Below are 26,190 nucleotides of genomic sequence, written 5' to 3'. Positions count from 1 at the left end.
GAAGGTGAAAGAGCCTCGAATCCGTAGGTTTTGCCGCAATCATCACAAAAGATGTGCGGGGCTTCGGCTCTTCAGCCGAACAGGGAAGGGGTTACGGGCCGTGCTCGCACGGTCCGGCATCGGCTTCACGCCGGTTCGAGCCCCGGACGACCCGCCTCGGTCACGAAGGACGCGGCCGTCGTGATGGGCGCACCCGGCGTCGTCACGGCGGACACGGTCCGGAAGTCGGCCCTCGCCGCCGCCCGCCCCAGCTCGACCCGCACATAGCCGCGCCGCCCGTCGTAGAACCGCAGATGCGGATTGGCCGTGAGGTACGCGTCCCAGTCGGCGGGCCTTTGAACTCCGTCCCTGCCGCTGGAGACGGACGTGGTGACGAACTCTGTGCCCACGATCCTGGAGGCCGGGTCGTCGAAGACCTCCTTGATGTCGAAGGCGTAGCCCACGTGGGCGTCACCCGCGAGAACCATCAGGTTCTGGATCCCGGCCGACATCGCCCCGGCAAGGACCCGCTTCCGCGAGGCGCGGTAGCCGTCCCAGGTATCCATGGACACCGTCGCCTGCGGGCCCGTACCGAGCTTGCGCTGGGAGAAAGCCGCCTGCTGCGGCAGCACGTTCCACAGGGCGTTCGAGGTGCGCCAGCCGTCGAGCAGCCAGCGCTCCTGCGCCGCCCCGGTGATGGTGCGCGCCGGATCGTCCGACTCGGGTCCGGGGACGTGTGGCATATCGCCGTACGCCTGGTCGGAGCGGTACTGCCGGGTGTCGAGCACATCGAACTGGGCGAGCGTGCCCCACTGGAGCCGGCGGAAGAGCCGGAGGTCGGGCCCCTGCGGCACCTGGGCGCCGCGCAGCGGCTGGTTCTCCCAGTACGCCCGGTATGCGGCGGCGCGGCGCAGCAGGAACTCCTCGGGCGGATTGCCTTCCTCGTCGACCGCGTCCGCGTAGTTGTTCTCGGTCTCGTGGTCGTCCCAGGTGACGACGAAGGGATGCGCCGCATGGACCGCGCGCAGATCCGGGTCGCTCTTGTAGAGCGCGTACCGCAGCCGGTACTCCTCGAGGGTCCCGGCCTCGCGGTTGAAAATTTCGGGCAGCCGGCGGTCGGTGTAACGGCGGTGTCCGCCCGCGGAGTTGACGGCGTACTCGTACAGATAGTCACCGAGATGGAAGACCACATCGACGTCGTCCTCGGCCAGATGCCGGTGCGCCGTGAAGTAGCCGTCGTGGTAGGCCTGGCAGGAGACGGCGGCGAAGGTGAGAGCCGAAACGGCGGCAGTGGTGGCGGGTGCCGTGCGGGTACGGCCCGTCTCGCTGATCCACCTGCCGGTCCGGAAGCGGTAGTAGTACTCCCGGCCCGGCAAGAGGCCGCCGACCTCGACGTGCACCGTGTGGTTGTACTCGGGGTGGGTCCAGACGGCGCCGCGCCGGACGGTCAGGTGGAAGAACTCGTCGGCGGCCACCTCCCATTGGACCTTGACCCGGCGCCCGGCCAGTCCGCCGCCCGGCTCGTACGGCGCGGGCGCGAGCCGGGTCCACAGCAGTACGGAGTCGGGGAGCGGGTCTCCGGAGGCGACACCGAGCGTGAAGGGATCCTCGGAGATCCTTGCCGCATCGAGCTCGGCCGCGCTCGCCACGCCGGGGGCCGGCAGATGGGTGGCGAAGGCGAGGACGGCTGCCGCGGCGGTGAGATTGAGCAAGCCACGCCGCCCGAAGTGCCGGGCGGCGCTGCGCAGTTGGGGGTCGTGCCGGGAAGGCGCGTACCGGAGCGGTGGTCTGTGACGGCCTGGGGGTGTCATCGCCGTATGCTAAACAGACAAAGATCACAATTCCGGCAGGCGCGGGCCCGCAAACCCCTCGTGCTGTCCTGCGTGGAAGCCCCGCACGATCGTCGGGCGGCGCGTCACTCGAAGCGTGCGGTGTCGCCCGCCCCCTTGCGTACGATCTCGGCCTCGCCGCCCGAGAAGTCGATGACCGTGGTGGGCTCGGTGCCGCAGTCCCCGGAGTCGACCACCGCGTCCACCACGTGGTCGAGACGCTCCTTGATCTCCCAGCCCACGGTCATGGGCTCCTCCTCGTCCGGGAGCAGCAAGGTGCTGGAGAGCAGCGGCTCACCCAGCTCGGCGAGCAGGGCCTGGGCGACGGTGTGATCGGGGATGCGCACTCCGACCGTCTTCTTCTTCGGGTGCAGCATCCTGCGCGGCACATCCTTCGTCGCGGGCAGGATGAAGGTGTAACTGCCGGGCGTGGAGGCCTTGATGGCGCGGAACACGTCCTTGTCGATATGCACGAACTGGCCCAGCTGCGCGAAGTTCTGGCAGACGAGCGTGAAGTGGTGCCGGTCGTCGAGCTGCCGGATGGACCGGATCCGGTCGATGCCGTCACGGCTGCCCAGCTGGCAGCCCAGCGCGAAACAGGAGTCCGTCGGATAGACGACCAGGGCACCTGAGCGGATGCTCTCGGCCACCTGGCCGATGGTGCGCTGCTGGGGGTTGTCGGGGTGCACGTCGAAGTACTTGGCCATCTGTCGAGCTTAGGCGCTGTTCCGGCGAAGCTCGCGCAGGCGGGGTGTCCCGCCGGACGCGGTGCGTCCGGTGCGTCCGGCGGGACGACGGTGTGTCAGCGGAAGTTGACGTCGCTGCACAGGAAGTACGTCTGGTCCATGTGCGAGGCCTGCCAGACCGTGTAGACGACGTGGCGGCCGCTCAGGCCCGAGGTGCTCACGTCGATCGAGTAGTTCTGGCTGGGGGCGTACTTGCCGGTCCGGGCGACCAGTTGGAGGTCGTTCCAGGTCAGCGGCTGGGTGGTGGGGTCGAAACCCTGGCGGGTGACGTAGACCAGGAAGTAGTCGGCGCCGTGGCTGGCCTGGTCGTACAGCTTCACGGTGAAGTCGCTGTCGATGTCCGTCGTCTGCCAGGCGCCCACGGTGTCCAGGGAGTTGTAACGGCCGCCTTCGGTCCGGCCGCCGCTGCACAGCTGACCGTCGGGGACTACGGCCTGGAAGTCGCCGGCGGAGCCGTTGCGGTACAGGCCGTTCCAGTTCCACATGGCGTTCGGATCGTCCTGCCAGGCCTGCCAGCACATCGGGTCTTCCTGGGCCATGTCCGGGTTCTGGAAGTCGTCGCCCCAGCGCAGCCAGCAGCCGTAGTTGCGGGACGCCGGGTCGATGACGGAGCCGTGGGCGGCGGCGGTGCCGCTCCAGGGGATCAGGCAGAGCAGGGCCGCGGTGAGCAGGCTCAGGACGAGTGTCACCCGAGGCCGGGCTAATTTGGTGCGATCATGACAAGTCATGGGCTCCTTCTTTCCGAGATGGCGAATTCCGGTATGGGAGCGCTCCCGCAACCTCCAGATTCTTCCTCGGGCAGCAGGGCCGCAACGGCCGATTGCGCCACTTCTGCGCCCACTTCCACACCCCTGATGGCGCGTTCGATGCATTCGACGGGACATCAGTCCGCCCGCGTCGCTCCGGCGAGTTCGCCGCGCAGCCGTACCGTCTGGGCGGGGTCCCAGCCCTCGCGTGGTACCGAGGAGAGCAGGAGCCGGGTGTACGGGTCCGCCGGGGCGTCCAGGACGCGGGCCGTCGGGCCGGTCTCGACCGTGCGGCCGCGGCGCATCACCAGCGTGTCGTCGGTGATGTGCCGTACGACGGCCAGGTCGTGGCTGACGAAGACCAGGGCCACCCCGGTCTCCCGGCGGATATCGGCGAGAAGCTGGAGGATCTGCGCCTGGATGGATACGTCCAGCGCCGCCACCGCCTCGTCCAGAACCAGCACCTGAGGATCCACGGCCAGCGCACGGGCGATGGCCAGCCGCTGACGCTGCCCGCCCGACAGCCCACGTGGCCGGGCATCGGCCTCCCTCTTGCCCAGGCCCACCTGATCGAGCAGTTCGCCGACTCGCGTCGCGGCGGCCTCACCCTCGTACCGGCCGTGCAGCCGCAATGCGCCGTGCAGGCACTGACGCGCCGTCAGGCGGGGGTCCAGGGAGACATACGGATCCTGGAAGACGATCTGGATCTCGCGGGCGCGGCGCAGACGTGCCGCTCTACCCCCGCCCGGCCGCCTCAGCCCGGGCAGCTTTCCGCCGCGTTCCCCCGGTGTCCGCTCCCGCCCGTTCACGGCGATCGTTCCCGCGTCCGGCCGTACGAGGCCCACCAGCATCCGGGCCACCGTGGTCTTTCCGGAGCCGGACTCGCCGACGACACCCAGCGAACCGCCTGCCGCCACGGAGAACGAGACGTCGTCCACGGCCGTCGTACGGCCGCCGCCCGGGAGCGGATAGCTCTTGCACAGGCCCTGTACGACGAGTGCGGGTTCGGCCTTGGTCATGCGCTGCTCCTCGCTACGAGTTCCAGACGGCGGCAGGCTGCCGATCCGCTGTCCGCCGATCCGCTGTCGCCGCCGAACGGCACCGTCACCGGCGTCCAGCTCTCGCACTCCGCCTCGGCGCGCGGGCAGCGCGGGGCGAACGGGCAGCCGGCGAAGGTGTCGGACAGGGACGGCGGGCGGCCGGGGATGGGGCGCAGTTCGCGCTCGTCGCCCAGCGCGGGCGAGCAGTCCAGCAGGCCGCGGGTGTAGGGATGCCGGGGGTCGGCGAACAGACCGCGGGCGGGCTGGTGTTCCACCACGCGGCCCGCGTACATCACGTACACGCGGTCGCAGTAGGCGGCGGCGAGCGGCAGATCGTGCGTGATGAACAGCGTGCCGAGGCCGCTGCCGGCCTGTCGCCGCTCCTCCTGGATGCCGCGCAGCAGGGCCAGCACCTCCGCCTGGGTGGTCGCGTCCAGCGCGCTCGTCGCCTCGTCGGCGAGCAGGAGGCCGGGGTCGGTGGCGAGCGCGGCGGCGATCACGACCCGTTGCAGCATGCCGCCGGACAGCTCGTGCGGGCGCTGCCGCATCCGGCGCTCCGGATCGGGCAGCCCCACGGCGGCCAGCAGCTCCACGGCCTTCGCTGCCGCCTTGCGCCTGGGCAGCCCCAGGACGCGTACGAGCGGCTCGGTGAGGAAGTCGCCGATCCGGCGGACCGGGTTCATCGCCGAGCGGGGGTCCTGGAAGACCATGGAGACGGTACGGGACCGGTGGGCGCGCAGGCGGCCCGGTTCCATGGCGAGTACGTCCTCGCCGTCCACCCGCACGGCGCCGGAGACCGACGCCCCCTCGGGCAGCATGCCCAGCACCGCCCGCGCCGTGGTCGACTTCCCGGAGCCCGACTCGCCGACCAGGCCGACCACTTCGCCCCGGCCGACGGTCAGCGACACCTCGGCGAGCAGGGGCCGGGCGGCGGCCCCCGAGGGCAGCCGGAGGGTGAGATTCTCGATGTCCAGCAGCATGGACGGTTACCTTCCTTGGCCCAGCCGGTCCGAGACCCAGACCCCGACGATGTTGAAGGCCACCACCACGGCGGCGATGGCCGTGCCCGGTACGAGGGCCGGCAGCAGCGCTCCCTGCACCACGGCGTCCTGGCCCTCCTGCACCATCAATCCCCAGTCGATACTGGGCGATCCTGCGCCGAAGCCCAGATAGCTGAGCGTGGCCAGGCTCATCAGTCCCTCGCCGAACAGCACCACGAGATAGCCGACGAGCGCACCGGAGAGATTGGGCACGAGATGACGTACGCAGATCCGCGCCCCGCCCATGCCCTGGACCCGATAGGCGTCGATGTAGGGCTTGGACCGCTCGGACAGGGCGAGACTGCGCGTGTACCGGGCGATGGTGGGCGCGTAGGCGAGCCCCATGGCGACGACCGAGGTGGTGAGGCCGTCGCCGAACACCGCGATCACCAGGACGACGAACAGCAGGCCCGGGAAGGCGTACATCACATCCGTCACCCGTGACAGCAGGGTGTCCACCCAGCCGCCGTACCAGGCGGCGACCGTGCCCATGGTGATGCCGAGCAGTGCGGCCAGCGCGAGCAGCGCCAGGGGAGCGAGCAGGCTCGACCGGGCTCCGTACAGGACTCGGGAGAGCAGGTCCTGTCCCGATGCGTCGGTGCCCAGCAGATGCTCGGGGCTGGTCCCGGCGAGCGAGGCGGACAGGTCGACCGCGTCGGGCGCGTACGGCGCCAGCAGAGGAGCGAACACGGCCGCCACCACGACCAGGGCGAGGAAGCCGCCCGCCACCATCACCGGTACCGGCCGCCGGGCCCGCACCTTGACCGGGATCAGTGCCCCGGCTGTCAGGGTCGTCATGCGGCCCTCCCTGCGAGCGAGACCCGGGGGTCGATCAGCGGATGGACGAGGTCGACCAGCGTCGTGACGACGACATAGCCGATGACCATCAGCAGCAGCACCGCCTGCGTGACGGGGAAGTCGTGCGTGGTGATCGCGCTCACCAGCAGCGAGCCGACGCCGCTGAGGCCGAAGGCGGTCTCGACGACCACCGTTCCGGCGAGCATGCCCGCCATGACGAGGCCGCACATGGTGACGATCGGGCCGAGCGCGTTGCGCAGCACATGCCGCACGACGATCTCACGCTCCGTCAGACCGGCGGCGCGGGCGGCCTCCACATGATCGGAGGCGTACGCCTCGGCCATCGCCTGCCGGGTCACCCGGCTGATCACCGCGAGCGCGCCGAGCGCCAGCGCGAACGCCGGGAGCGTCAGATGGTGCAGCCGACCGGCGAATCCCTCGCCCTGGCCGGTCACCGGGAACCAGCCGAGCTGCACACCGAACAGCGAAACCAGCGCGATCGCGGCGACGAACGAGGGGATGGACGCGGCGAGCGTGGTGCCCCCGACGACGGCCGAGTCCGCCCAGCCGCGGCGCAGCGCCGCCAGCACCCCGGAGCCGACGCCCAGGACCACGAAGAACACCGTGGCGTAGGCGACGAGTTCGAGGGTGGTCGGCAGTCGCGCCCCGATCAGGTCAGCCACCTGGTCGCGGTACTGGAACGACCGGCCCAGGTCGCCCTGCGCGCTCTCCCACAGCCACCGCCCGTACTGGACGACGAGCGGCTCGTCGAGGTGGTACTCGGCGCGGACCGCAGCGAGCTTCTCAGGAGTGAGCTCCTGCCTGCTGCCGGAGAGGAGGACGGCGGGGTCGCCCGGTGCCGCGTAGACGGCGGAGAAGATGACGAACGAGGCGGCGAGCAGCGTCGCGAGCAGGCCGGCGATGCGCCGCGGCAGTCCGCGCAGCATGGCTTCAGCCCTTCGTTCCGAGGTCGGCGGCCCAGGGGTAGTACAGCGACACCATGGACGCGGGCGGGCCGGTGTACTTCTCGCCGAGCACCAGCACCGACGGCACCTGCACCAGCGGAATCCACACGGCGGCGTCGGCGAACTTCGACTGAGCCTCGATGACGAGCTTCGCCCGCTCCTTGTCGTCGATCGTCTGCTGGGCCTTCTTGACGAGGGCGTCGTAGCCGCTGTCCGAGTATCCGAGCCAGTTGTTGGCGTTGCCGGACATGGCGTTGTCGTAGAAGCCCACCGGGTCGGCCTTGGAGATGTACCAGTCGACCGCGATCAGATCGAAGCCCTCCCGCGCCTTCGGGTCGGCGAAGAACTCGTCGTACTGACTCGGCGGCACCGTCTTCACATTCACTTCGAGACCGATCTTCTGGGCCGCGCCGCGCACCGCGTTGGTGATGACTGTCTGGCTCTCACCGCCGTCACTGGCCACGACGATCGGCTGCGCGGGCGCCCCGGCCTCCTCGACCAGCTTCTTGGCCTCGTCGATGTCGTCGGACGACGGCGACGCCGTGTACGCGGTCGACTTCTCCAGGTCCGTCTGGGCCTTCTGGAACGTGGCCTTCTCGTAGCCCCACGCGCCGGGCCCGACGGGCGTCGCCCAGGGCGTGGCGAGCCCGCTGAACCCGGACTTGGCGATGCCCTCACGGTCCAGCGCCAGCGACAGCGCCTTGCGCAGCCGGGTGTCCTTCAGCGCACCGCTGTCGGTGGGGCTGAGCGACCAGGCAGTGGTGCTCTGCCCGTAGTAGGCGCGCACGCCCTTCTTCTCGGCCAGTACGGCGGCCGGGCCCGTGGCGGTCAGATACGCGCCGTCCGCCGCGCCGGTGGAGACGGCGTTGACCAGCGCGCTGCCGGTCGCCCAGCGGAAGACGACGTTCTTCGTCAGCGCCGGGCTGCTGTCGTCCCAGTAGTCCGCGTAACGTTCGATGTTGATCGACGATCCGGAATCCCAGCTCTTCAGCCGGTACGGCCCCGTGCAGGCGTCCGGCCGGCCAGGGGTGCCGTAGTCGTCGCCCTGCTTCTCCACCGTCTCGCGGTCCATGATGATCCCGGCGTCGCCCGCCAGCGCCTTCATGAACAGGGCACTCGGCTCCTTGAAGGTGACGGTGACCTCGGAAGCGCCGGTCTTGGTGATCTCGTCGACGTCCTCGTACTCGTCCGACTCCGACATCTCCGGCTGCGCGTGCCGCTTCAGGCTCCACACCACGTCGTCGGCCGTCATGGGGGAACCGTCGTGGAAGGTGACGCCGTCGCGGAGGGTGAGGACGAGCGTCCTGTCGTCGGTGTACTCGGCCTTCGCCGCGAGCTGCGGTTCGGTGGTGAGGTCGGGCTGGAGCTGGAGCAGCCGCTCGCAGACGTTGGCCAGCACGGTCCGTCCGCTGGTGTTGCCCTGCCGGTCCAGGTCCAGGGAACCGGGCTCCTGCTCCACCAGCCAGTTCACGGAGGCGGCCTCGCCGGACGCCTTGGCGGTGGTGTTGGTGAGCTTGAGCTCGGCGGCGTCGGCGGTCGCGCCGCCCGACCCGGTGGAGGCCCCGGAGCACCCCGCGGTGAACAGCAGTGCTCCCGCGAGGCCGGCTGCGGTGGTACAGAGCTTGGTTCTCATAGCAGGCTCTTCCTGGTGGTTCGAGGGGTGAGGGGGCGTCGGCGCGGGGGGTGGCGGGACGTTCGACGGCTGCGGCTGATGGTGCGTCAGTTCGGGGCGTGCGGGCCGTCGTAGAGGTTCCAGGGCAGGTACTGGTACTCGTGGTCGCAGGGGGTGCCCGGGGTCACGTGGTAGTCACCGGTGGTCAGGTCCACGCAGGAGGACAGCAGCGTCGTCCACCGCTTGACCTCCGCCTGCCGCGGATCGGGGTGGGTGCACAGGCCCTCGGGGTGACCGAGGTGGTCGGACATGGCCTGGCGGATCAGCTTGCGGGAGTCGTCAGGGGCGGTGGCCGTACGCAGTTGGCGCAGTCCGGCCTCGGCGCGGGGGACGCGGATCAGTGAATCGGAGGACGCCGGGCGGTAGTTGGCGGCGAGCTGGACGGGCACGCCGGCCTGGTAGTGGTTGCCGTGCACGAGCAGGCCGTCGGTCGGATACAGCCAGCCGTGCGCGCCGGGGGTGGTCTCCAGATCTACGGCGAAGCCTTCGCGGCAGGTCAGCAGGGCGTTGCTGGCGATATGGCCGCGGGTGCGGCACAGCACCTCGACCGCTTCGCTGATCGACTCGCTGTCCAGCACGCGGCGGCGGATCACGGTCTGGGGCAGGCCCACTGCGTCGTCGAAACGGCCGCCGAGACCGTTGGCGTTGAGGGCGATGCCCGCGGAGTTGGCGCCCTGGCGGCCGATCTGGCCCGCCTCGACCTGCATGATCACCGTGGGCCGAGAAGGCTGGACGATCCGCAGCATCACGAGGGTGTCCGCGGTGCCCGCCCGCCAGTCCCAGTTCTGACCGCAGTACACGTGCCCGTCGCCGCTGGCCTCGCCCATGACGGCGAACGAGGTGCAGCCGTCGGTGGTCCCCTTCTCCTCCACGGTCTCCTCTGTGGAGTCCTCCCGGCCGCGCATCCCGGCGAAGGTCTCGTCGTAGAGGATCTCGCCCCGTGCGTTCAGCGCGAGCACGTCCAGGAGACCGACCCCGGCCCCCTCGGCGATGCCGCTCATCTCCTCGACGAGATCGGGGGCGTACGCGCGCACCGGCTCCAGCCAGCGCTCGGCCCGCGCGGTGACCTGCTCCCAGGTGAGACCCGAGGACTGGCCGAAGGCTTCCTGGTAGTAGGCGAGCGCGGCGCCGAGTCTGCCGCGCACGGCTTCGCCGTACTGACGGCCGCGCTCGACGGGCGTACCGGAGATCTCGACGATCGGGATGGCGCTGGCTGTCATGCCTCTCCTGTGCTCTGCGACTGTGCTCTGCGACGACTGTGCTCTGCGACGCACGTGATCCACGGCCCGGACCCGCAGCGGCCTGTAATGTGCGTTTCAGAATCCGGAGCTTCTGGAATGATGGCACCAGGTTAGTAATGGACGCTACGAGGAAGTCAATAGCTGTAATGAGCGAAACAGAAGACGTAACCGGAGCGACACGACTCCACGCCACGATTCGCGACCTGTGGGGGGAGTTGTCCGCCTCGGAGCGCGTGGTGGCCCAGTACCTGGCGAACACTCCGCCGGAGCACCTGCTCTTCGCCAGCGCGCAGGAGCTGGGCACGGCGAGCGGAACCAGCAACGCCACCGTCGTACGCGCCCTGCAGCGCCTCGGCTACACCGGACTGCCCGCGCTCAAGCGGGAACTCGCCGCCGACTTCACCTCCGCGACCGCTCCCGAGGAGCGGCTCAAGCAGCGCATCGCCCATGTCGGCCACGACCTGGAGCAGATCAAGGACCGCGTCTTCGACGAGGCAGCGGAGCGTCTCGAACAGTGCCGCCGGCTGCTGGAGACGGACGTGCTCAAGCAGGCGGTCCAGATCCTGGCCGACGCGCGCGAAGTGGTCGCGTACGGCGTCGGCGCCTCCGAACTCGCCGCCCGGCACCTGGTGTTGAAGCTGCGCCGGGCGGGCCGCCGGGCCCGTTTCGTCGGCGCCACCGGCTTCACCATGGCCGACGAACTGCTGGACCTCGGCCGCGGCGACGCCGTGGTGATCCTCCAACCCGGAAGGCTGCTGCGGGAGTTCACCGTCCTCACCGAGCGGGCGCGGGCCGTCGGCGCGAGCGTCCTGCTCGTCACGGACGAACCCACCAGCCCCCTCGCCGACCGCTCCGACGTGGTGATCAGTGCCCCGCACACGCCCACCGGCATCACCGCCGAGTCCCTGGCGGGGACTGTCGTGATGGACACCCTCGTACTGGCCCTCGCCTCACTGGACGAGCACCGAGCCGTCGAAACCTCCCACCAACTCACCGTTCTGCGCGGCCAGTTGCTGGATCCCACCGAGCCACGGCCCCGCAAGAGCTGAAGCCCACCCCGCACCCGAACGCACGCGAACCGGAACCGCCCATGCACCAACAACCGCCGCCCCACTGGCCGGGCGGGGCACGCTGTGCCGTCATGCTCAGCTTCGACCTGGACGGCCCCACCTTGTGGCTCGAACGCGCCACCGGGCAGTGGGACGACGCGCGGGGCTTCTCCATCGGCGCGTACGGCCCCTGGCGAGGCACCCCGCGCCTGCTGGATCTGCTGGAGGACCGCTCACTGCCCGCCACCTTCTTCGTGCCGGGCAAGATCGTCGAACAATGGCCCGCCGTGGTGAAGGACATCGCCGCGTCCGGCCATGAGATCGGCCATCACGGCTGGATGCACGAGACCTTCTTCGACCACTCCCGCGCGGCACAGCGCGACATCATCCAGCGGAGCCAGGACCTGCTGGAACGTACCACCGGAGTACGCGCGGTGGGCTTCCGCAGCCCCAGCGGCGACATCGCAGCCGACACCCCCACCCTCCTCGCGGAGCTGGGCTTCTCCTACTCCAGTTCCATGCGCGGCGACGACCGGCCCTACCGCTGGCAGGCCGACGGCCACGCCCTGGACCTGATCGAGATCCCGGCGCACTGGGAGCTGGACGACTACCAGCAGTTCGTCTACAACGAGTCCCCGCCGGAGCCGCGCGGCCTGGACCGGATCGCGTCCACGCTCACCACCTTCGACAACTGGCGCCGCGAGTTCGACGGCTACCACCGATGGGGCCTGTGCTACGTCCTGATGCTGCATCCCCAGGTCATCGGCAAACCCCAGCGGGTGCGTGCCCTGGAGCGACTGCTGGACCACATGAGCCGACCCGGTGACGTCTGGTTCGCCACGGGTGCCGAGATCGCCGACTGGTGGCGGTCGCGCGGCGAGACCGCTTCGGGGAGGGCGATATGAGCATCTCTGATACGGCCATGCCGGGTCCCGGCGCTGACAGCGGCACCCGGCGGCGCCGGCAGCCGCGCCCGCAGTGGCCGGGAGGCGCCAGATGCGCGGTGGTGCTCACCTTCAACCTGGACGCCGAACTGTTCTGGCTCAGGCAGCACCCCTCCGCCCGGCACCGGCCCAAGACCCTCTCGCTGGGGACGTACGCCATAACCCGCGGAGTCCCGCGCCTCCTGGACCTCCTGGACGCGTACGGGCTCCCAGCCACCTGGTTCGTTCCCGAGCACACCGCGCTGCGCCACGCCGACACGGTCCGCCAAGTCGCCGCCGCGGGACATGAGATCGCCGCGGCTGGGCCCACCGTCCCCGGGGGAACGCCCACCTCGGACCTCCGGGAGATCTGGTCCCGCACCGCCGACCTGCTGACGACGGTGACCGGCGCCCGGCCGACCGGGTTGCGTGCCGCCCCGGGCCCGATGGGCGACGGTCACACCGCGCTCCTCGACGAACTGGGCTTCGGCTGGTCCTCGTCCACACACGGCGACGACCGCCCCCACCTGCTGTGGTCCGCCGGACGGCCCACGCCCGTCGTGGAGTTGCCCTGGCAGTGGGAGTACGCCGACCACCCCTACTTCCTCTTCAACGGTGCCCCGGTCGCCTTCCCTCCCGCCGAGTCCCGCATCGCCGCCTACCAGGACGTCCTGAACGACTGGAAGGACTCCTTCGACGCCTACCGCGACTACGGCCTGTGCTGGGTCCTGGCCCTCGACCCGCAGTCCATCGGCAAGCCGGGACGGGCACTGATGCTCGAGGAACTGCTGGACCACGTCCGCGCACAGGGGGACGTCTGGTTCGCGACCGGCCGGGATGTGGCGGAGCACTGGCGTCGGGCGGCCGATCCGGGGACGGGATCGGAGGGCCACCCCGAGAGGGTGAGAGCTGCTTGGAATGAGGCAGTTTGACGGCCAGGACCCCCATTGGTTGTCGCGTCGATTCCCTCTGGCCGGCCGGCCCGCCCCGTGACGGGCGCCGCGGGGCACGGCCTGCCGACGGCCGAGTGCCATCAGCTCAGGGCGCCGTCAGCCTCGCCGCTCTTCTCCCGGCCTTGGGCGCCCTCCTCCACCGGAGGCATGAAGGCACGCAGCCACCGCTCCGTCTGGGTGACGTGGGCCTCGGCAGCGCCCGCGGCGGAGCCAGGGTCGCGGTCGGCGATCGCGGTGGCCAGCACGCGGTGGTCCGCGTCGCTCTTGCGTCGCAGCTCGGGGCCCTCAGGGAGGGTGAAGACCTGGTACTTGCGGGAGCGGGCGCGGAAGACCGCGAGCAGGGAGGCGAGGGTGGGGTTTTCGGCGGCCCGGGCGATCTCCGCGTGGAAGCGGTGGTCGAGCTCCGAGGCCTCGGCGGGGTCGTCGGTGGCCTCCATCGCCTCGATGAGCGAGAAGAGCGTCCGCACGGTCTCGGGGGTTCGGCGCGCGGCGGCCTTGGCCGCGACATGAGCCTCCAGGACCCGCCGGATCTCGTACACCTCCAACAGGCCGGGCAGCGGCAGGAGTTCGAGGGTCAGCGAGAGGCTGCCGATGATGTCCTCCGGCCTGAGCTGGGAGACGTAGGTACCCGAGCCGTGCCGCGGCTCGATCACTCCCAGGGCCGCGAGCATCCGCACGGCCTCACGCAACGATCCCCGCGAGACGCCGAGTTCCTCGCCGAGCTCGGCCTCGGGCGGGATGCGCTCGCCCGCACCGAGACGTCCCGTCGCGATCATGTGTCGTAGGCCGTGAAACGCCTTGTCGACTGCGGACATTCGACTCCTCCCTGACGGACCGGCGGCATCACCGAAGCCCGTGTGCACTGTACCGAGTCATCAGATGTCTTGTATGTATCGGCCAGGATTCATCTGATGACTTTCCCTTGCACAAGCCTTGCAGGCTCGAAAGTGCCATGCCAGGATGCCGAGTCATCATACGTCTCCGGGAAAAGGTCAGGCACTGTCTGATGTCTCGGGCACTCAGGCCGGGCAGATATGGAGTGATGTGAGCGAGACCGAGGTCACCACCGCCCCGCGCCCCCTCCTGCTGGCCGACGGTCGGCCCGCCGCCAGGGCGTGGTCGCTGGACCCCGCGATGAAGCACCTGAACCATGGCTCGTTCGGGGCGGTCCCCTCGGTGGCGCAGGAGCGGCAGAACCAGCTGCGTGCGGAAATGGACCGCTCCCCGGTGGTGTGGTTCCCGGCGCTGCCCCAGCGGATCGCCGCCACCCGGGTCGAACTCGCCGCCTTCCTGCGGGTCGCCCCGGACGACCTCGCCCTGGTGCCGAACGCGAGTGCCGGTGCCAGCGTCGTGTTCGCCGGCCTCTCCCGCCGCCGCGGTGGCGAGATCGTCGTCACCGATCACGGCTACGGGGCTGTGACCATGGGCGCCGAACGGTTGGCACGCCGCTGGGGCGGCCGGGTCCGCACCGCCCGGGTGCCGCTGGACGCGGACGAGGAGCAGGCGTACGAGGCCGTGGCCGCCGAGATCGGCGAGGCCACAGATCTCATCGTCCTCGACCACATCACCTCGGCGACCGCACGCCGGATGCCGGTGGAGCGGATCGGCGCGGAGGCCCGGCGGCGCGACATCCCGCTGCTCGTCGACGGCGCCCACGCCCCTGGTCTGATCGCCGCCCCCCTCGACGGTGTGACGTGCGACTTCTGGGCCGGAAACCTGCACAAGTGGGGCTGCGCACCGCGCGGCACCGCCGCGCTGGTCGCCCGCGGCCCGCGGCGCGAGCAGCTCTACCCCCTGATCGACTCGTGGGGCGCCGCCGATCCGTATCCCGACCGCTTCGACCAGCAGGGAACGGTGGACCTCACCAGCTATCTGGCGGCGCCGACGGCGCTGGACCTCATCGAGCGCACCTGGGGCTGGGGGACCGCCCGCCAGTACATGGACGACCTGGTCGGCTACGCCGAGCGCGTCGTCGGCGCCGCCTTCGCCGAGCTCACCGGAGAACCCAGCGCCGTCGACGTGGGCATGCCGGTGCCCGGAATGCGTCTGGTGCGGCTGCCGGCGGGACTGGGCGCCAGCCGCGTCGAGGCCGACGCGCTGCGCGACCGGGCCGCCCGGGAACTGGGCGTGGAGACGGCCTTCACCAGCTTCGGCGGCACCGGTTATCTGCGGCTGTCCGCGCACGTCTACAACACCGCCGCCGACTACGAGTACTTCGCCGAGGACTGCGTCCCCGTCCTCGGCGAGTGGGCCCGCGCGGCCCGCGAACAGCCCGGCGCGTCGTAGGCGGCGCGACCCCTCCAACCCCCGTCCCCGATGCCGCTGCCAGCGCGGCCGTATCCCAGGAAGAGGTCGGCACGATGAGAAGAAGGACGGCAGCTCTCGCCCTCGGCACAGCCGCCACGATGGTACTGACCGGCTGCTCCGCCATGAGCGGCGGTGGTGGTGGCGGAACGGTCACCCTCAACATGGTCGAGAGCCTGACGAACCCCGCCCGCACGGATCTGCTGAAGGACCTCATAGCGGACTTCGAACAGCAGAACCCCAAGATCAAGGTCAATCTGGTCTCGCCGCCCACCGAGCAGGCCGACCAGAAGATCCAGCAGATGCTCCAGTCCGGCAGTGGCGTGGACACCCTCGAGGTGCGGGACACCACCGTGGGCCCGTGGTCGAACAACGGCTGGCTCTACGACATGAAGAAGGACCTCACCGGCTGGAAGGGCTGGGATGCCATGACGGAGAACGCCGTCAAGGCCTCCCAGGACGCCGACGGCGAGACCTACTTCGTCCCGTACGGCTTCTACGGCCTGAGCGTCTTCTACCGCACCGACCTGATCAAGGAGGCCGGCTTCAGCGCGCCGCCGGCCACCTGGGACGAGCTGCTGACGCAGGCTTCCGCCATCCACGACCCGGCGAAGCGCCGCTACGGGTACGCCTTCCGCGGCGGGGCCAACGCCAACGGCAACGCCACCGCCGTCATCGAGGCGTACGTCGCCGACGAGATCGACCCCGCCAACGGCTTCAAGCTGAAGGACGGCAGCACGATCTTCTCCGTGCCCGAGGCTCTCGACGCCATGGAGACCTACCTCAAGCTCTTCAAACAGGCGTCCCCGAAGTCGTCCGTGTCCTGGGGCTATCCGGAGATGGTCGAGGGCTTCTCCAACGGCTCCACGGCCTTCCTGCTCCAGGATCCCGAAGTGATCGCCACCGTCTCGGAGTCCAAGGCGATCGCGAAGGACCAGTGGGACACCGCCCCGCTGGTGGCAGGCCCCAGCGGCAAGACCGTCCAGCCGCTGGCCACCGCCGGATGGGGCGTCGCCGACGGCAGCAAGAACAAGGCCGAGGCCGTCAAGCTGGTCGAGTTCCTCTCCGAGGGCGAGGCGTCGACGACCTTCACCAAGAAGAACAGCCTGGTGCCGATCCTCAAGTCGGCCACCGAGGACCCGTTCTACAAGACCGGCCCCTGGTCCAGTTACGTCACCATGACGGAGCAGCCGGAGAAGTACCTCAACGTCAGCCAGCCGCGCGGCGTCGCATGGTGGACCGAGTGGCAGCAGAAGGCCGACGCCGACGTGCAGAAGATGGTGCTCGGCAAGCTGACGCCCAAGGCGCTGCTGGCCGGCTGGGACGCGTACTGGACCGAGAAGTGGCAGCAGGAGGGCTAGGCAAAATGCCGTCCGCGTCCGAAACGACGAGTTCGAGTACGAGTACAAGTGCGACGGAAACGATGAAAACGGCGTCGGCGGGCTCCTCCCGGAACCGGAAGGGGGGAGACCCGCCCGCCCGAGGCACCGAACGGGGCCGCCGCAAGCCGGAGTTCACCTCCCGGCGCGGGCTGCTCATCGCCGCCTTCATGGCACCGGCCGCGATCTTCGTGGCGGTCTTCACGTACTACCCGATGATCGCCGGCAGCCAGATGGCCTTCCGCAACTGGAATCTGACGGACCTGAGCGACACCTCATGGGTGGGCCTGAAGAACTTCCGTGACGTCTTCGCCGACCCCGCCTGGGGCACCGTCCTTACCAACACCGCCGTCTGGGTGTTCGGTTCGATCGTGCCCCAGTTGGTGATCGGCTTCGCCCTCGCCCTGTGGCTGCGCCGGAAGTTCCGCTTCCGCGGCCTCTACCAGGCGCTGGTCTTCTTCCCCTGGGCGATCTCCGGATTCCTCATCGGCATCCTGTTCCGCTGGCTGTTCAACAGCGAGTTCGGTGTGGTCAACGACCTGCTCCAGAAGGCCGGGCTGATCGACGAGCCGGTCGCCTGGCTGGCCGACCCGAAGACCGCGATGTTCGCCGTCGTGGTCGCCAACGTCTGGTACGGGGTCACCTTCTTCACGATCATGATCCTGGCCGCGCTGCAGTCCGTCCCCGAGGAGCTGTACGAGGCGGCGGCGCTCGACGGAGCCGGCAAGGTGCGCACGCTGTTCCAGATCACGATCCCGTACATCAGGGTCACCCTCGCGCTGACCGTGCTGCTGCGGGTCATCTGGATCTTCAACTTCCCTGACCTGATCTTCGGAATGACCGGCGGCGGACCCAACAACGAGACGCACATCGTGACCACCTGGATGATCAAGATCACCCAGCAGGGCGACTACGGCAGGGCCTCCGCGCTCGGCCTCATCGTGGTCGCCACGCTGCTGGTGTTCGCGGTCTTCTTCCTTCTGGCCACGCGCGAGAAGCGAGAGGTGAAGCCGTGATCGGCAAGGAGTCCACGGCCGGCCGGGCCACCAAGTTCACCTTCCTGGGGCTGTGGCTGGTCTTCACCGTCTTCCCGCTCTACTGGATCACCATCACGTCGCTGAAGGCACCCGGCGACATCTTCACCTTCCCGATCGCCTACTGGCCCGAGCGCTTCTCGCTGGAGAACTACAGCGGGCTGTTCGGCAAGGCCGACTTCGGCGTCTACCTCACCAACAGCCTCATCGTGGCGACCGTCGCGGGCGCGGTCGCCACGGCGATCTCGATGCTGTCGGCGTACGTACTGGCCCGCTTCGAGTTCCGTACCAAGTCCGCGCTGCTGATGGCCGCCCTGGTCACCCAGATGATCCCGACCTTCATCGCGCTGGGACCGCTGTACCTGCTGATGACCGACCTCAAGCTGGTCGACAACCGGCTCGGGCTCATCCTCGTCTACATCGCCGTCTGCATCCCGTTCTGCACGGTGATGCTCCGCGGCTTCTTCGAGAACATCCCGGACGCGCTGGAGGAGGCCGCCATGATCGACGGCCTGTCCCGGTTCGGGGCGCTGTTCCGGGTGCTGCTGCCGGTGATGCGTCCCGGGATCGTGGCCGCGTTCATCTTCAACTTCGTCAACTGCTGGAACGAACTCTTCCTGTCCGTGACGCTGATGAACAGCGACACCAAAAAGACCGTCCCCACGGCCCTGAACGGATTCATCTCCAGCTTCAACATCGACTGGGGCTCCATGTCCGCTGCGGCGGTCCTCACCATCCTGCCCACGATGCTGCTGTTCGCCTTCGCCAGCCGCCACATCGTCCAAGGGCTCACGTCCGGCGCGGTGAAGGGCTGAGAGGCGAAGGGCTGAGAGAGGCGGCACGTCATGTCCGTGATCGATGTTCCCCTGCCCGATGCCGTCCACGTGATCATCGCGGCGGACGGGGACCCGCGCTCCGCCACACCGGCGGGGCCGGGCCGCTGGACGGCGCCCGGCGTCGAAGTGACGGCACGTCACCAGCCGGACGGCGGGCTGGAGTTGGCTCTTGCCGCCCCGGGCCCGCACGGCCTGTCGAAGGTGGCGCTGCGCTGGTGGCACCACCCCGGCGGACACCGGCCCGCCCTCGTGCTGGGCGACGCCTGGGAGCGCTCGTACGGCGAGTTGCAGTGGCGCGGCATCCAGCCGGAGCGGCCGTTGCCCTGGTACTGGCTGGGCACCGACCCGGTCGTCGGCACTACCGCGGGGTTCGGCGTACGCACCCGTGCCGGCGCGCTGTGCTGCTGGACGGTGGACGAGGACGGCACCACCCTGTGGCTGGACGTACGCTCCGGCGGCCTGCCGGTGCTCCCGGGGGAGCGGGAGTTGGCCGCCGCCACCGTGGTCGGCGTGGCGGCCGACGCCGGCACCACCCCGTACGCGGCGCTCCAGGCGCTGTGTGCCGCCATGTCCCCCGACCCGCTGCTGCCCGAGCAGCCGGTGGTCGGCTGCAACAACTGGTACTACGCCTACGGCAAGGACTTCGGTCCCGACGCCGTGCTGCGCGACGCCGCCACCATCGCCGAGTACGCGGGCGACCATCCGGTACGGCCCTTCTGCGTCGTCGACGATGGCTGGACGGAGGGCGGCGGCAGTGCGCCGGGCGGGCCATGGGACGTCGGCCTGCCGGGGGTGTTCGACGACATGGCGGGCCTGGCCGCCGGCATCGCCGCCCAAGGCGCCCGGCCGGGCCTGTGGTTCAGGCCGCTGCTGTCCCGCATCGAGACCAAGGGCATGCGCACCGATGCCGTCAGCCCCAGTGACCGGATCCGGCTCGACCCGTCGTCGGACGCCACGCTGGCCGCCGTCGCCGCCGACGTCGCCCGCTTCCGCGCCTGGGGCTTCGAGCTGATCAAGCACGACTTCAGCACGTACGACGTCTTCGGCCGCTTCCACCCGGACACGCCGCCTGAAATGGCTGGTCCCGGCTGGCAGTTGGCCGACCGTACCCGTACGACCGCCGAGGTTCTGGTGGCCCTGTACCGCACCATCGCCGAGGCCGCCGGAGACGCGCTGGTGCTCGGCTGCAACACCGTCGGGCACTTGGCCGCCGGCCTGGTGGAGGTACAACGCACCGGTGACGACACCTCCGGCCGGCATTGGGAGCGCACCCGCCGGATGGGGATCAACACCCTCGCCTTCCGCCTCGCCCAGCACAACCGCTTCTACGCGGTGGACGCCGACTGCGTGCCGTGCACCCCGGCGACCGAGTGGGCGCTGAACCGTCAGTTCCTCGACCTCGTGGCTCGCTCCGGCACCGCCCTCTTCGTCTCCGTCGACCCCGCGGCCCGCACCCCTCAGGCCGACGCCGACCTCACCGCGGCCGTCCGCCTCGCCCTGGACGGCGGACAGCCGGGCGGCGTCGAACCCCTGGACTGGCTCGCCACCACCACTCCGCGCCGCTGGCGGACCGGCGACATGAACCTCGCGTACTCGTGGTCGCAGCCTTGGGGAGCGTGGCCGCTGCTTCCGCTGTAGGCGAGGAGCTCACGATCAAGCTCGACTCCCACCGCACACCCGCGACGGCCGCACCGTCCCAGTCATCGGCTACATCGACATCGGCTCCATCGAGGGGCCCGAATGCTCCGCGGGTTCCCCGTCCCCTGGCGGATCAGGGGAGGATCAGGGGCACCCGCCCGATCGACTCCGCGGCCCTACCAGCCAGGGGCGGAGCCCGGCGTTCAGGTCGCCGCGGGTGCCTCGTCCCGGACGAGACCGGCCACGTGGTCGGTGATCGTGTCGAGAATGTCCGCCCAGGCCGCGTCATCGCCGAGGACGAGGAAGTTCAGAGTCAGGCCGTCGGTCATGGCGGCCAGATAGCGGGCCAACACGGGGACGGGTACGCGGAGTTCGAAGTTCATGCTGTGCCGGAGCTGTTCGATGAGTTCGGCGTAGGTGTCGGAGTACAGCTCGTACTGCCGTCGTGCCAGATGCTCGAAGCCGGGTTGGCGCAGGGCGTACTGAGTCAGTTCATACGTGAGCATGTGCTCGCCCGGATTGGCGGACACATGGTCCCAGTAGGCCTGGAAGCCGGCCCCGATGGTCTCCCGCAGGGTGGCCTTCGGCCGGATCGCTTCCTTCACCACCGTGACGTAATGACCGGTGATCGTCTCGATGACGGACTCGATCAAGGCCTGCTTGGAGTCGAAGCAGTAGTGGAAGACGCTCAGTGACACACCCGCCTCGGCGGCGATGGACCGGGTCGTCGTCCGGGGGACGCCGTCTCGGGTCATCGCACGGATCGCCGCCTCGGTGAGCTGTCGGCGCCGCTCGGCCGACGGCATCCGTGCCATGTGGATTCCCTTTGCTCTCGTGTCTCTGCTCTTGTGTCTCGGCTCTTGTGTTCCGCCGGGAAGGCGGCCCGCGGCCGGCCGGATCAGGCGAGCTGATCCGGCCGGCCGCGGCCCCTGGGCACCGATTCGGTGCCGTCATCTGCTGTAGACGCCGACTTCGCGGAGGGAGTATCCCCATTCGGTGCCCCGCTCGAGCCCTTGGACGCGCACATAGCGGGCCGGCACGCCGGTGAACCGGGCCGTGTCCAGACCGCCGTCGCCGGTGGTAGTGGACCATACGGACTGCCAGTTCGTGCCGTCGGTGGAGAGCTGGATGCGGTACGCCTTCCCGTAGGCGCGCTCCCAGTCGAGGGTGACGCGCTTGACGAGGCTCGCGGACCCGAGGTCGAGCCGGAGCCACTGGTCGCCGCTCCAGTCGCTCGCCCAGCGGGTGTCCGGCTTGCCGTCCACGGCCCTGGAGGGTGCGTAACTCGTGAACGGGTTCGACTCCGAGGAACTGGCCGAGGCGGTCGAGCCCGAGGCGAGGTTGACGCCGGCCTTGTGGTCCTCGGACGCTCCCCAGGTGCCGAGGTAGGACTCGGCGCCGCCCAGGAGGTCGTCCACGACGTCCTGGCCGCCGACCCGCCGGATGTCCTCGATCCAGTCCGGGATCAGGCCGGCGTGGGCGGCGCCGTCGGTGTTGTAGTCCCAGGTGCGTTCGCCGGTGGTCTGTTTGGCGATGACGGAGCCGCCGTCGACGCTCTTGAAGGGGTACGTGACCGGGTTCGAGGTGGTGGCGCCGCGCGGGGCGGGGTGCTCTCCGATGCCGTTGAAGTCGGTGCCGTAGCCGTAGCCCACGCCGTACTTCTCACGCAGCGCGTCCGTGCGCTCGGCCTCCTCGCTGAACTCCTCCGAGCCGTGCATGTACTGGGCGACGAAGCCGCCGAGACGGTAGACCCGCTCGGTCCAGTTGAGGTCCATCCAGCTGTGCGAGGAGAGCACACCGGGGTACGACTCCGCCTCGAAGATGTCGAGGACCCGGCCGGTGGCCTTGACGCTCATGTGGTCGATCTCGAGCATCATCTTGCGGTCCATCATGCCGCGCACCGCGTACTCGCCGAGTTGGGTGAGCCCGCGGGTGTTGCACTGCGCGTTCTCGTCGTACGACGGGACTTCCACACCTGCCGGCAGTTCCTCCTCGGCGCCCGGCGCCGCCGCGCCGCCGATGGGGTTGTCGGCTTGCGGACCGGCGCACTTCTCCGTCTTCCAGAAGGTGCCGGTCGACAGGAACTGGCCGACGTTGATCGCCGTACCGAGACCACCCTCGTCGAAACGGACCCCGCACAGGGCGTTGTCGAACTTGTGGCACAGGAACATGCTGCGCACACCCAGGTCGTACAGCTCGTCCAGCCCACGGTCGATGTCGGCCTTGCTGCACTGCGCGACGTCCAGGACCTGCTTGCAGCCGAACGGTTCTGAGGTCTCGACCCCGAGAACGACGGCCAGTTTGCCCTGCTCGATGACCTCGCGGGCCTGCGCGCTGTCGGTGACGATCCTGAACCAGCCCTTGCCGGTGCCGCCGTACATCTTGTCGATGTGGTCCTGCATGTCGTACGTCAGCTTCGCCTGGAGCCGGATCGAGGTCATCTCGTCGCAACTGCGGTCCTTGAAGGGGTAGACCGAGCAGATCATGCCGTTGGTGACGAGGTCGTTGACGAGGACCCGCTGACCGCCGCGCCAGGCGCGCTCGATCCAGGCGTAGTAGTTCGCCTGATGGGTCATCGAGTCGTACGCCGGCCAGTCCTTGAACGTGGGCCATCCGTTCGGGTCGTGCTTGCCGTCGCCGCCCTTGGTGATGAAGTCGAAGATCGCGAGCGAGCCGTCGGGATAGTGCTCGGGACAGTCCTTGAGCGCGTCGGTGATCCCCAGTGCGGAGAACGGCTTGCCGCAGATGAGCCGGCCGCCGAAGGCTTCGTTGGACATCAGGTGGTTGTGCGCGTCGACGAGGCCCCGTACCTCCCCCTGGGAGTCGGTGCCCTTGAAGGGCTCGCCCGTGACATTGATCTGGGAGTCCGGCGCGGGCCGCGCGACCGGGGTCCACCAGTCCGTCTCGGCCGCGGAACTGGACGTGGGGCCGAGCGTCATGGTCATCACGATGAGGAGCAGCGAGAGAACCGTGATGGGGCTACGCCTGCGGTGTGGCTGTCGAGTCATGGTCATCACTCACGTCTCCGGTCGGCGGATGGCGCCGTTGAGGAGCCAGACAGACGGGCATGGGCATGACTAAGTCGGCCCTGATTGTCATGACTCGTACAAGCGGATGTCATGAGAATCGCGACTGTGGTTAACAGAGTCAAGAGTCCGGGACAGATGACCTGATGGCTTGTCGGTCGTCCGAGCCTCCGGGCGCTGTTGCGTGACCGTCGAAGAATGCTGAACGGGCAGCCCCGGAAGGCGGCCCGGGGAACTGCGCGACAAGCCACAGCGCACCCGCACCCAAGAACCGAGGGTGCCCGCCGGTTCGGCTGGGGAGGCCGGGACCCGCGTCCCGGCCTGCGTCGCGACGGACGCCGGTCGCTCGGCACCGGCACTGCGGCGGCGTCCTTCCCCGCGGGAGCCATACCGTCGACGGCGGAAGCGGACGACACCTTCACCTTGCGGATCAACGCGTCGGACAACGGAACCCGTGCACGGACCGCTCATCCTGATCGCCGCCGACGCGCTGAAGATGACACCGGGGCCGCGTGCAAGTGCGCATCGGGGACAGCGACTTCGGACCGGGGTCCATCGCCGGCGGTTCGACGGGCACACGCTCCTGATCACGGCCGCGGCCGCTTTTTGCGCGTCAGGCCGCCTCGGGAACGTCCGAGGCCAGGGTCGCGGAACCCCTTTTTCGGGCTCCGGCGGCATGCTGGTGCGCACGGACGATGGTGGAGTCGACCGGCATCAGCCATTCGATGTTCCCGGCCGCGTCCGCCCGAGCCTGGGCAGCCTTGAACGTTAGTTCGAAGATGCCGTCCGTCGCCCATCGGCGGAAACGGGTGTGGAGCGTGGCCCAGCGCCCGTACCGCTCGGGCACGTCCCGCCAGGCTGTCCCTGTGCGGAACTTCCAATCCCATTCAGGACACGCCGGTCGTCCAGCCGCTTTCGCCACCTAATCGACGCAGGCAGAAGCGACCGGACGAACTCCCACTCACCATCGGGCAGTTCATGATGGCGTATCAAGGCTGCCACCTCTGAGCGGGCGAAGTGCGTCGGTTGCGACCCAGGCGCCACGCCACGAGGGGCGTACCAATCGCCAAGCCCGCAAGAACCACAGTCAGACCCCACATGCGTGGCAGCATTGGGTCATTGGACAGTACGAATGCGATGCTCACGAGCAACCCGGCAGAGACGCCCAGTGCTGTTGGCCCCCCGCCGCCGTGGCGGGTCACTGAGTGCGCGAGGAAGACCAAAAGCAACGGCGCGGTCATCATCGCTGCGAAATACCAGCCGGCCCCCTCTGGAACACCACAGCCGCCTCGACGCGATGGCCCGCAGCCACTGGTCACCGCTCCAGCCAACGCCCAGCCAAGCATCCCGGCGCAAAGCAGCCCCAGCAGAAATCCCCACTTCCCCATGCGCGGGATGGTACGTGCAGGCCAGACCGAAGGTCAGCCCTTGCGCCCTGGCAAGTGTCCATTTGACGACACTTCCTAGGGGGCTTCTGCTCCCGTCTCCACGCCCGTGGGCCGGCCGAGCGCGCCCTGGGACGGAAGGCTGGTGGGCCGGGTGCGCAGCACCTCTTCGACGGAGGAGAGGGCGAAGCGGACCGCGCCGGTGATCACGGCCTCGTCGCCCAGGGCGGACAGCCGCCACTGCGGCAGGTCGACGAGGAGGCTGCCGGCTTCCTCCTCGGCTGCGCTCAGGAGGAGTTCACCCGCCGGAAGCAGGCCGGGGACAGGGAAGAGGCTGGTGCCGAGCACGACCAGCGCCGGGTCGAGCGCCAGCAGCACGGGGGCGATCCCGGCGGCCAGCCTCCGCCCGTACGACGTGATGGCCGCGACTGCTTCGGGATCCCCTGAGGCGGCGCCACGGACGATGTCGGTACCGGTGCGCCGCACAGGGTCAGCAGGATCAGGGGCAACGGCGTCCGGGACCAGGGGTTCGAGGCCGGGCTGCGAGGAGGGGCTGCCGGGGAAGCGGATGAAGCCGATCTCACCGGCCGCACCGCGGTGTCCGCGCAGCAGGCGCCCCCCGGTGATGACACCGGCGCCGAGGCGTTCGCCGAGCAGGACGAAGACCATCTCGTCGGCTGCGCCGCCGACCCCGCGCCACTGCTCGCCGAGCGCGGCGAGGTTGGCGTCGTTCTCCACGGCGACCGGGCAGCCGAGGGCGTCGCGGAGGGTGCTGACGATGTCCGCCTCGGCCCAGCCCTTGAGGTTGTCGGCCTGCCGGATACGGGTGTTGCTCCGGTCCACCAGGCCGGGGGTGCCCACCGTCGCGGCCCACACCCGTCGGGCGTCGGCGTCGGCGCCGGAGCGGTCGATCGCGCGCTGCACCACCCCGGTCACGGCGCGGGCGCGGGCCCGGCCGCCCAAGTCGGCGCGCACCGCCTTGCGTTCGACGGCCACCGGCCGGCCGTCGAGGTCGGCCAGGCAGGCGCTCACCGAGCGGGCCCGTACATCCACGCCGATGACGAAGCCCGCGCGCGGGCAGAAGCGGAACCGGCGGGCCGGGCGGCCGGGCGAACGCTGACCACGGGCGGAGACGGCCGGGGCGACCTCGATGAGGCCGCAGTCCATGAGTTCCTCGACGATCGCCTCAACGGTGGGGCGGGAGAGCTTGGTTGCCTCGGCCAGGGTGGAGAGCCGGGGGTGCGGGTCGGTCGAGCGGACGGCGGCGAGGATGGCCGCGGCGTTCGTGGCACGCAGGTCCGCGACGCCCACCACCGCGGGCAGTTCGCGCCCGGGGGAGTTCGGCTCCGGCAGCCCGCCGAGCGGCCACAGCGCCCGCGTGGCGGGGGCCGTGGACGGGGAGCGGTCCCTGGACGTGGCCAATGATCAACCTCCTGTGGAGCGGCCCGACGGGGACCGGTGCGGACCGCCCCGACGATAACAATCCAGCCATGAGTCCTTGACGCATGCCGGGCTCGCTCCGATTATAAAACGCAACTGCGTTATCGAACTACCGAGCTCACTGATCAAGTTCCTTGAGCTGCCGAAATCCCGCCGCTCGCAGGACC

Annotated in this window: 22 protein-coding genes and 1 pseudogene; 9 read left to right on the top strand and 14 right to left on the bottom strand. The window is 69.7% G+C overall.

What is annotated here, in order from left to right; all coding sequences use genetic code 11:
- Positions 1–125 precede the first annotated feature (125 nt).
- The 9 genes from ACGFNK_RS19825 to ACGFNK_RS19785 form a co-directional block, all read right to left on the bottom strand.
- Positions 126–1,790, bottom strand: coding sequence for an alkaline phosphatase D family protein (locus tag ACGFNK_RS19825; RefSeq protein WP_393417505.1), 1,665 nt, complete (start codon positions 1,788–1,790; stop codon positions 126–128).
- Positions 1,791–1,894: 104 nt separating this feature from the next.
- Positions 1,895–2,515 carry an L-threonylcarbamoyladenylate synthase gene (locus tag ACGFNK_RS19820; RefSeq protein ID WP_033319247.1) on the bottom strand — a complete coding sequence of 207 codons (621 nt, stop codon included), beginning with the start codon at positions 2,513–2,515 and terminating at the stop codon, positions 1,895–1,897.
- 95 nt (positions 2,516–2,610) lie between these two features.
- Positions 2,611–3,282, bottom strand: coding sequence for a lytic polysaccharide monooxygenase (locus tag ACGFNK_RS19815; protein ID WP_393417502.1), 672 nt, complete (start codon positions 3,280–3,282; stop codon positions 2,611–2,613).
- A gap of 155 nt (positions 3,283–3,437) precedes the next feature.
- The gene (locus ACGFNK_RS19810) at positions 3,438–4,319 is read right to left on the bottom strand and encodes an ABC transporter ATP-binding protein (protein WP_393417500.1); all 882 of its coding nucleotides are present in this window, start codon (positions 4,317–4,319) and stop codon (positions 3,438–3,440) included.
- Positions 4,316–5,320, bottom strand: a complete 1,005-nt coding sequence (locus ACGFNK_RS19805; RefSeq protein ID WP_393417498.1) for an ABC transporter ATP-binding protein — start codon at positions 5,318–5,320, stop codon at positions 4,316–4,318. The genes ACGFNK_RS19810 and ACGFNK_RS19805 overlap by 4 nt, the downstream gene beginning before the upstream one ends.
- Before the next feature lie 6 nt (positions 5,321–5,326).
- Complete coding sequence (locus ACGFNK_RS19800; protein ID WP_393417496.1) at positions 5,327–6,178, bottom strand: ABC transporter permease; 852 nt, start codon at positions 6,176–6,178, stop codon at positions 5,327–5,329.
- Entirely contained in the window at positions 6,175–7,125 is a 951-nt protein-coding gene (locus ACGFNK_RS19795; RefSeq protein ID WP_393417494.1) for an ABC transporter permease, read from the bottom strand. The genes ACGFNK_RS19800 and ACGFNK_RS19795 overlap by 4 nt, the downstream gene beginning before the upstream one ends.
- Before the next feature lie 4 nt (positions 7,126–7,129).
- Positions 7,130–8,776 carry an ABC transporter substrate-binding protein gene (locus ACGFNK_RS19790; RefSeq protein ID WP_033319241.1) on the bottom strand — a complete coding sequence of 549 codons (1,647 nt, stop codon included), beginning with the start codon at positions 8,774–8,776 and terminating at the stop codon, positions 7,130–7,132.
- A gap of 86 nt (positions 8,777–8,862) precedes the next feature.
- Positions 8,863–10,035: a C45 family autoproteolytic acyltransferase/hydolase gene (locus ACGFNK_RS19785; RefSeq protein ID WP_393417492.1), complete on the bottom strand. Its 1,173-nt coding sequence runs from the start codon at positions 10,033–10,035 to the stop codon at positions 8,863–8,865.
- Between the two features lie 167 nt (positions 10,036–10,202).
- On the opposite strand from ACGFNK_RS19785, the gene ACGFNK_RS19780 reads away from it, so the two are divergent.
- From ACGFNK_RS19780 to ACGFNK_RS19770, 3 genes are all read left to right on the top strand, one after another.
- Positions 10,203–11,105, top strand: coding sequence for a MurR/RpiR family transcriptional regulator (locus tag ACGFNK_RS19780; protein ID WP_393417490.1), 903 nt, complete (start codon positions 10,203–10,205; stop codon positions 11,103–11,105).
- A 92-nt stretch (positions 11,106–11,197) separates the two neighbouring features.
- On the top strand, positions 11,198–12,010 hold the full coding sequence (locus tag ACGFNK_RS19775) for a polysaccharide deacetylase (RefSeq protein ID WP_393417488.1): 813 nt from the start codon (positions 11,198–11,200) through the stop codon (positions 12,008–12,010).
- Positions 12,007–12,960: a polysaccharide deacetylase gene (locus tag ACGFNK_RS19770; protein ID WP_393417486.1), complete on the top strand. Its 954-nt coding sequence runs from the start codon at positions 12,007–12,009 to the stop codon at positions 12,958–12,960. The genes ACGFNK_RS19775 and ACGFNK_RS19770 overlap by 4 nt, the downstream gene beginning before the upstream one ends.
- A gap of 101 nt (positions 12,961–13,061) precedes the next feature.
- Here ACGFNK_RS19770 and ACGFNK_RS19765 read toward each other — a convergent pair whose 3' ends face one another.
- The gene (locus ACGFNK_RS19765; RefSeq protein ID WP_393417484.1) at positions 13,062–13,796 is read right to left on the bottom strand and encodes a FadR/GntR family transcriptional regulator; all 735 of its coding nucleotides are present in this window, start codon (positions 13,794–13,796) and stop codon (positions 13,062–13,064) included.
- Between the two features lie 229 nt (positions 13,797–14,025).
- Here ACGFNK_RS19765 and ACGFNK_RS19760 point away from each other — a divergent pair, with 229 nt between their 5' ends.
- From ACGFNK_RS19760 to ACGFNK_RS19740, 5 genes are all read left to right on the top strand, one after another.
- The gene (locus ACGFNK_RS19760; protein WP_393417482.1) at positions 14,026–15,267 is read left to right on the top strand and encodes an aminotransferase class V-fold PLP-dependent enzyme; all 1,242 of its coding nucleotides are present in this window, start codon (positions 14,026–14,028) and stop codon (positions 15,265–15,267) included.
- Positions 15,268–15,341: 74 nt separating this feature from the next.
- The gene (locus ACGFNK_RS19755) at positions 15,342–16,646 is read left to right on the top strand and encodes an ABC transporter substrate-binding protein (protein ID WP_393417480.1); all 1,305 of its coding nucleotides are present in this window, start codon (positions 15,342–15,344) and stop codon (positions 16,644–16,646) included.
- Between the two features lie 62 nt (positions 16,647–16,708).
- On the top strand, positions 16,709–17,680 hold the full coding sequence (locus ACGFNK_RS19750) for a sugar ABC transporter permease (protein ID WP_352378085.1): 972 nt from the start codon (positions 16,709–16,711) through the stop codon (positions 17,678–17,680).
- Positions 17,677–18,513 (top strand): carbohydrate ABC transporter permease, encoded by an 837-nt coding sequence (locus ACGFNK_RS19745; RefSeq protein ID WP_033319234.1) that lies wholly within the window; start codon positions 17,677–17,679, stop codon positions 18,511–18,513. Before ACGFNK_RS19750 ends, ACGFNK_RS19745 begins: the two co-directional genes overlap by 4 nt.
- Positions 18,514–18,543: 30 nt before the next feature.
- Positions 18,544–20,172, top strand: a complete 1,629-nt coding sequence (locus ACGFNK_RS19740; RefSeq protein ID WP_393417478.1) for a hypothetical protein — start codon at positions 18,544–18,546, stop codon at positions 20,170–20,172.
- Between the two features lie 203 nt (positions 20,173–20,375).
- Here the strand turns inward: ACGFNK_RS19740 and ACGFNK_RS19735 are convergent, their stop codons facing one another.
- Both ACGFNK_RS19735 and ACGFNK_RS19730 read right to left on the bottom strand, forming a co-directional pair.
- Positions 20,376–20,987: a TetR/AcrR family transcriptional regulator gene (locus ACGFNK_RS19735; RefSeq protein ID WP_033319233.1), complete on the bottom strand. Its 612-nt coding sequence runs from the start codon at positions 20,985–20,987 to the stop codon at positions 20,376–20,378.
- Between the two features lie 135 nt (positions 20,988–21,122).
- Positions 21,123–23,180, bottom strand: a complete 2,058-nt coding sequence (locus ACGFNK_RS19730; protein ID WP_393417476.1) for a discoidin domain-containing protein — start codon at positions 23,178–23,180, stop codon at positions 21,123–21,125.
- Between the two features lie 291 nt (positions 23,181–23,471).
- Between ACGFNK_RS19730 and ACGFNK_RS19725 the strand changes: the two are divergent.
- Positions 23,472–23,782, top strand: a pseudogene (locus ACGFNK_RS19725) (molybdopterin cofactor-binding domain-containing protein); the annotation flags it as partial.
- Between the two features lie 29 nt (positions 23,783–23,811).
- Here ACGFNK_RS19725 and ACGFNK_RS19720 read toward each other — a convergent pair.
- Both ACGFNK_RS19720 and ACGFNK_RS19715 read right to left on the bottom strand, forming a co-directional pair.
- Positions 23,812–24,120 (bottom strand): transposase, encoded by a 309-nt coding sequence (locus ACGFNK_RS19720; protein WP_393417474.1) that lies wholly within the window; start codon positions 24,118–24,120, stop codon positions 23,812–23,814.
- 541 nt (positions 24,121–24,661) lie between these two features.
- A complete protein-coding gene (locus ACGFNK_RS19715) occupies positions 24,662–26,005 on the bottom strand; it encodes an ROK family transcriptional regulator (RefSeq protein WP_393417473.1) in 1,344 nt (447 codons plus the stop codon).
- Between the last annotated feature and the right edge of the window lie 185 nt (positions 26,006–26,190).

The sequence above is a fragment of the Streptomyces sp. NPDC048825 genome (assembly GCF_043198355.1).
Classification (GTDB): domain Bacteria; phylum Actinomycetota; class Actinomycetes; order Streptomycetales; family Streptomycetaceae; genus Streptomyces; species Streptomyces xiangluensis.
The sequence above is the reverse complement of the archived record's forward strand: the minus strand, read 5'-3'. Positions and strand labels throughout refer to the sequence as shown.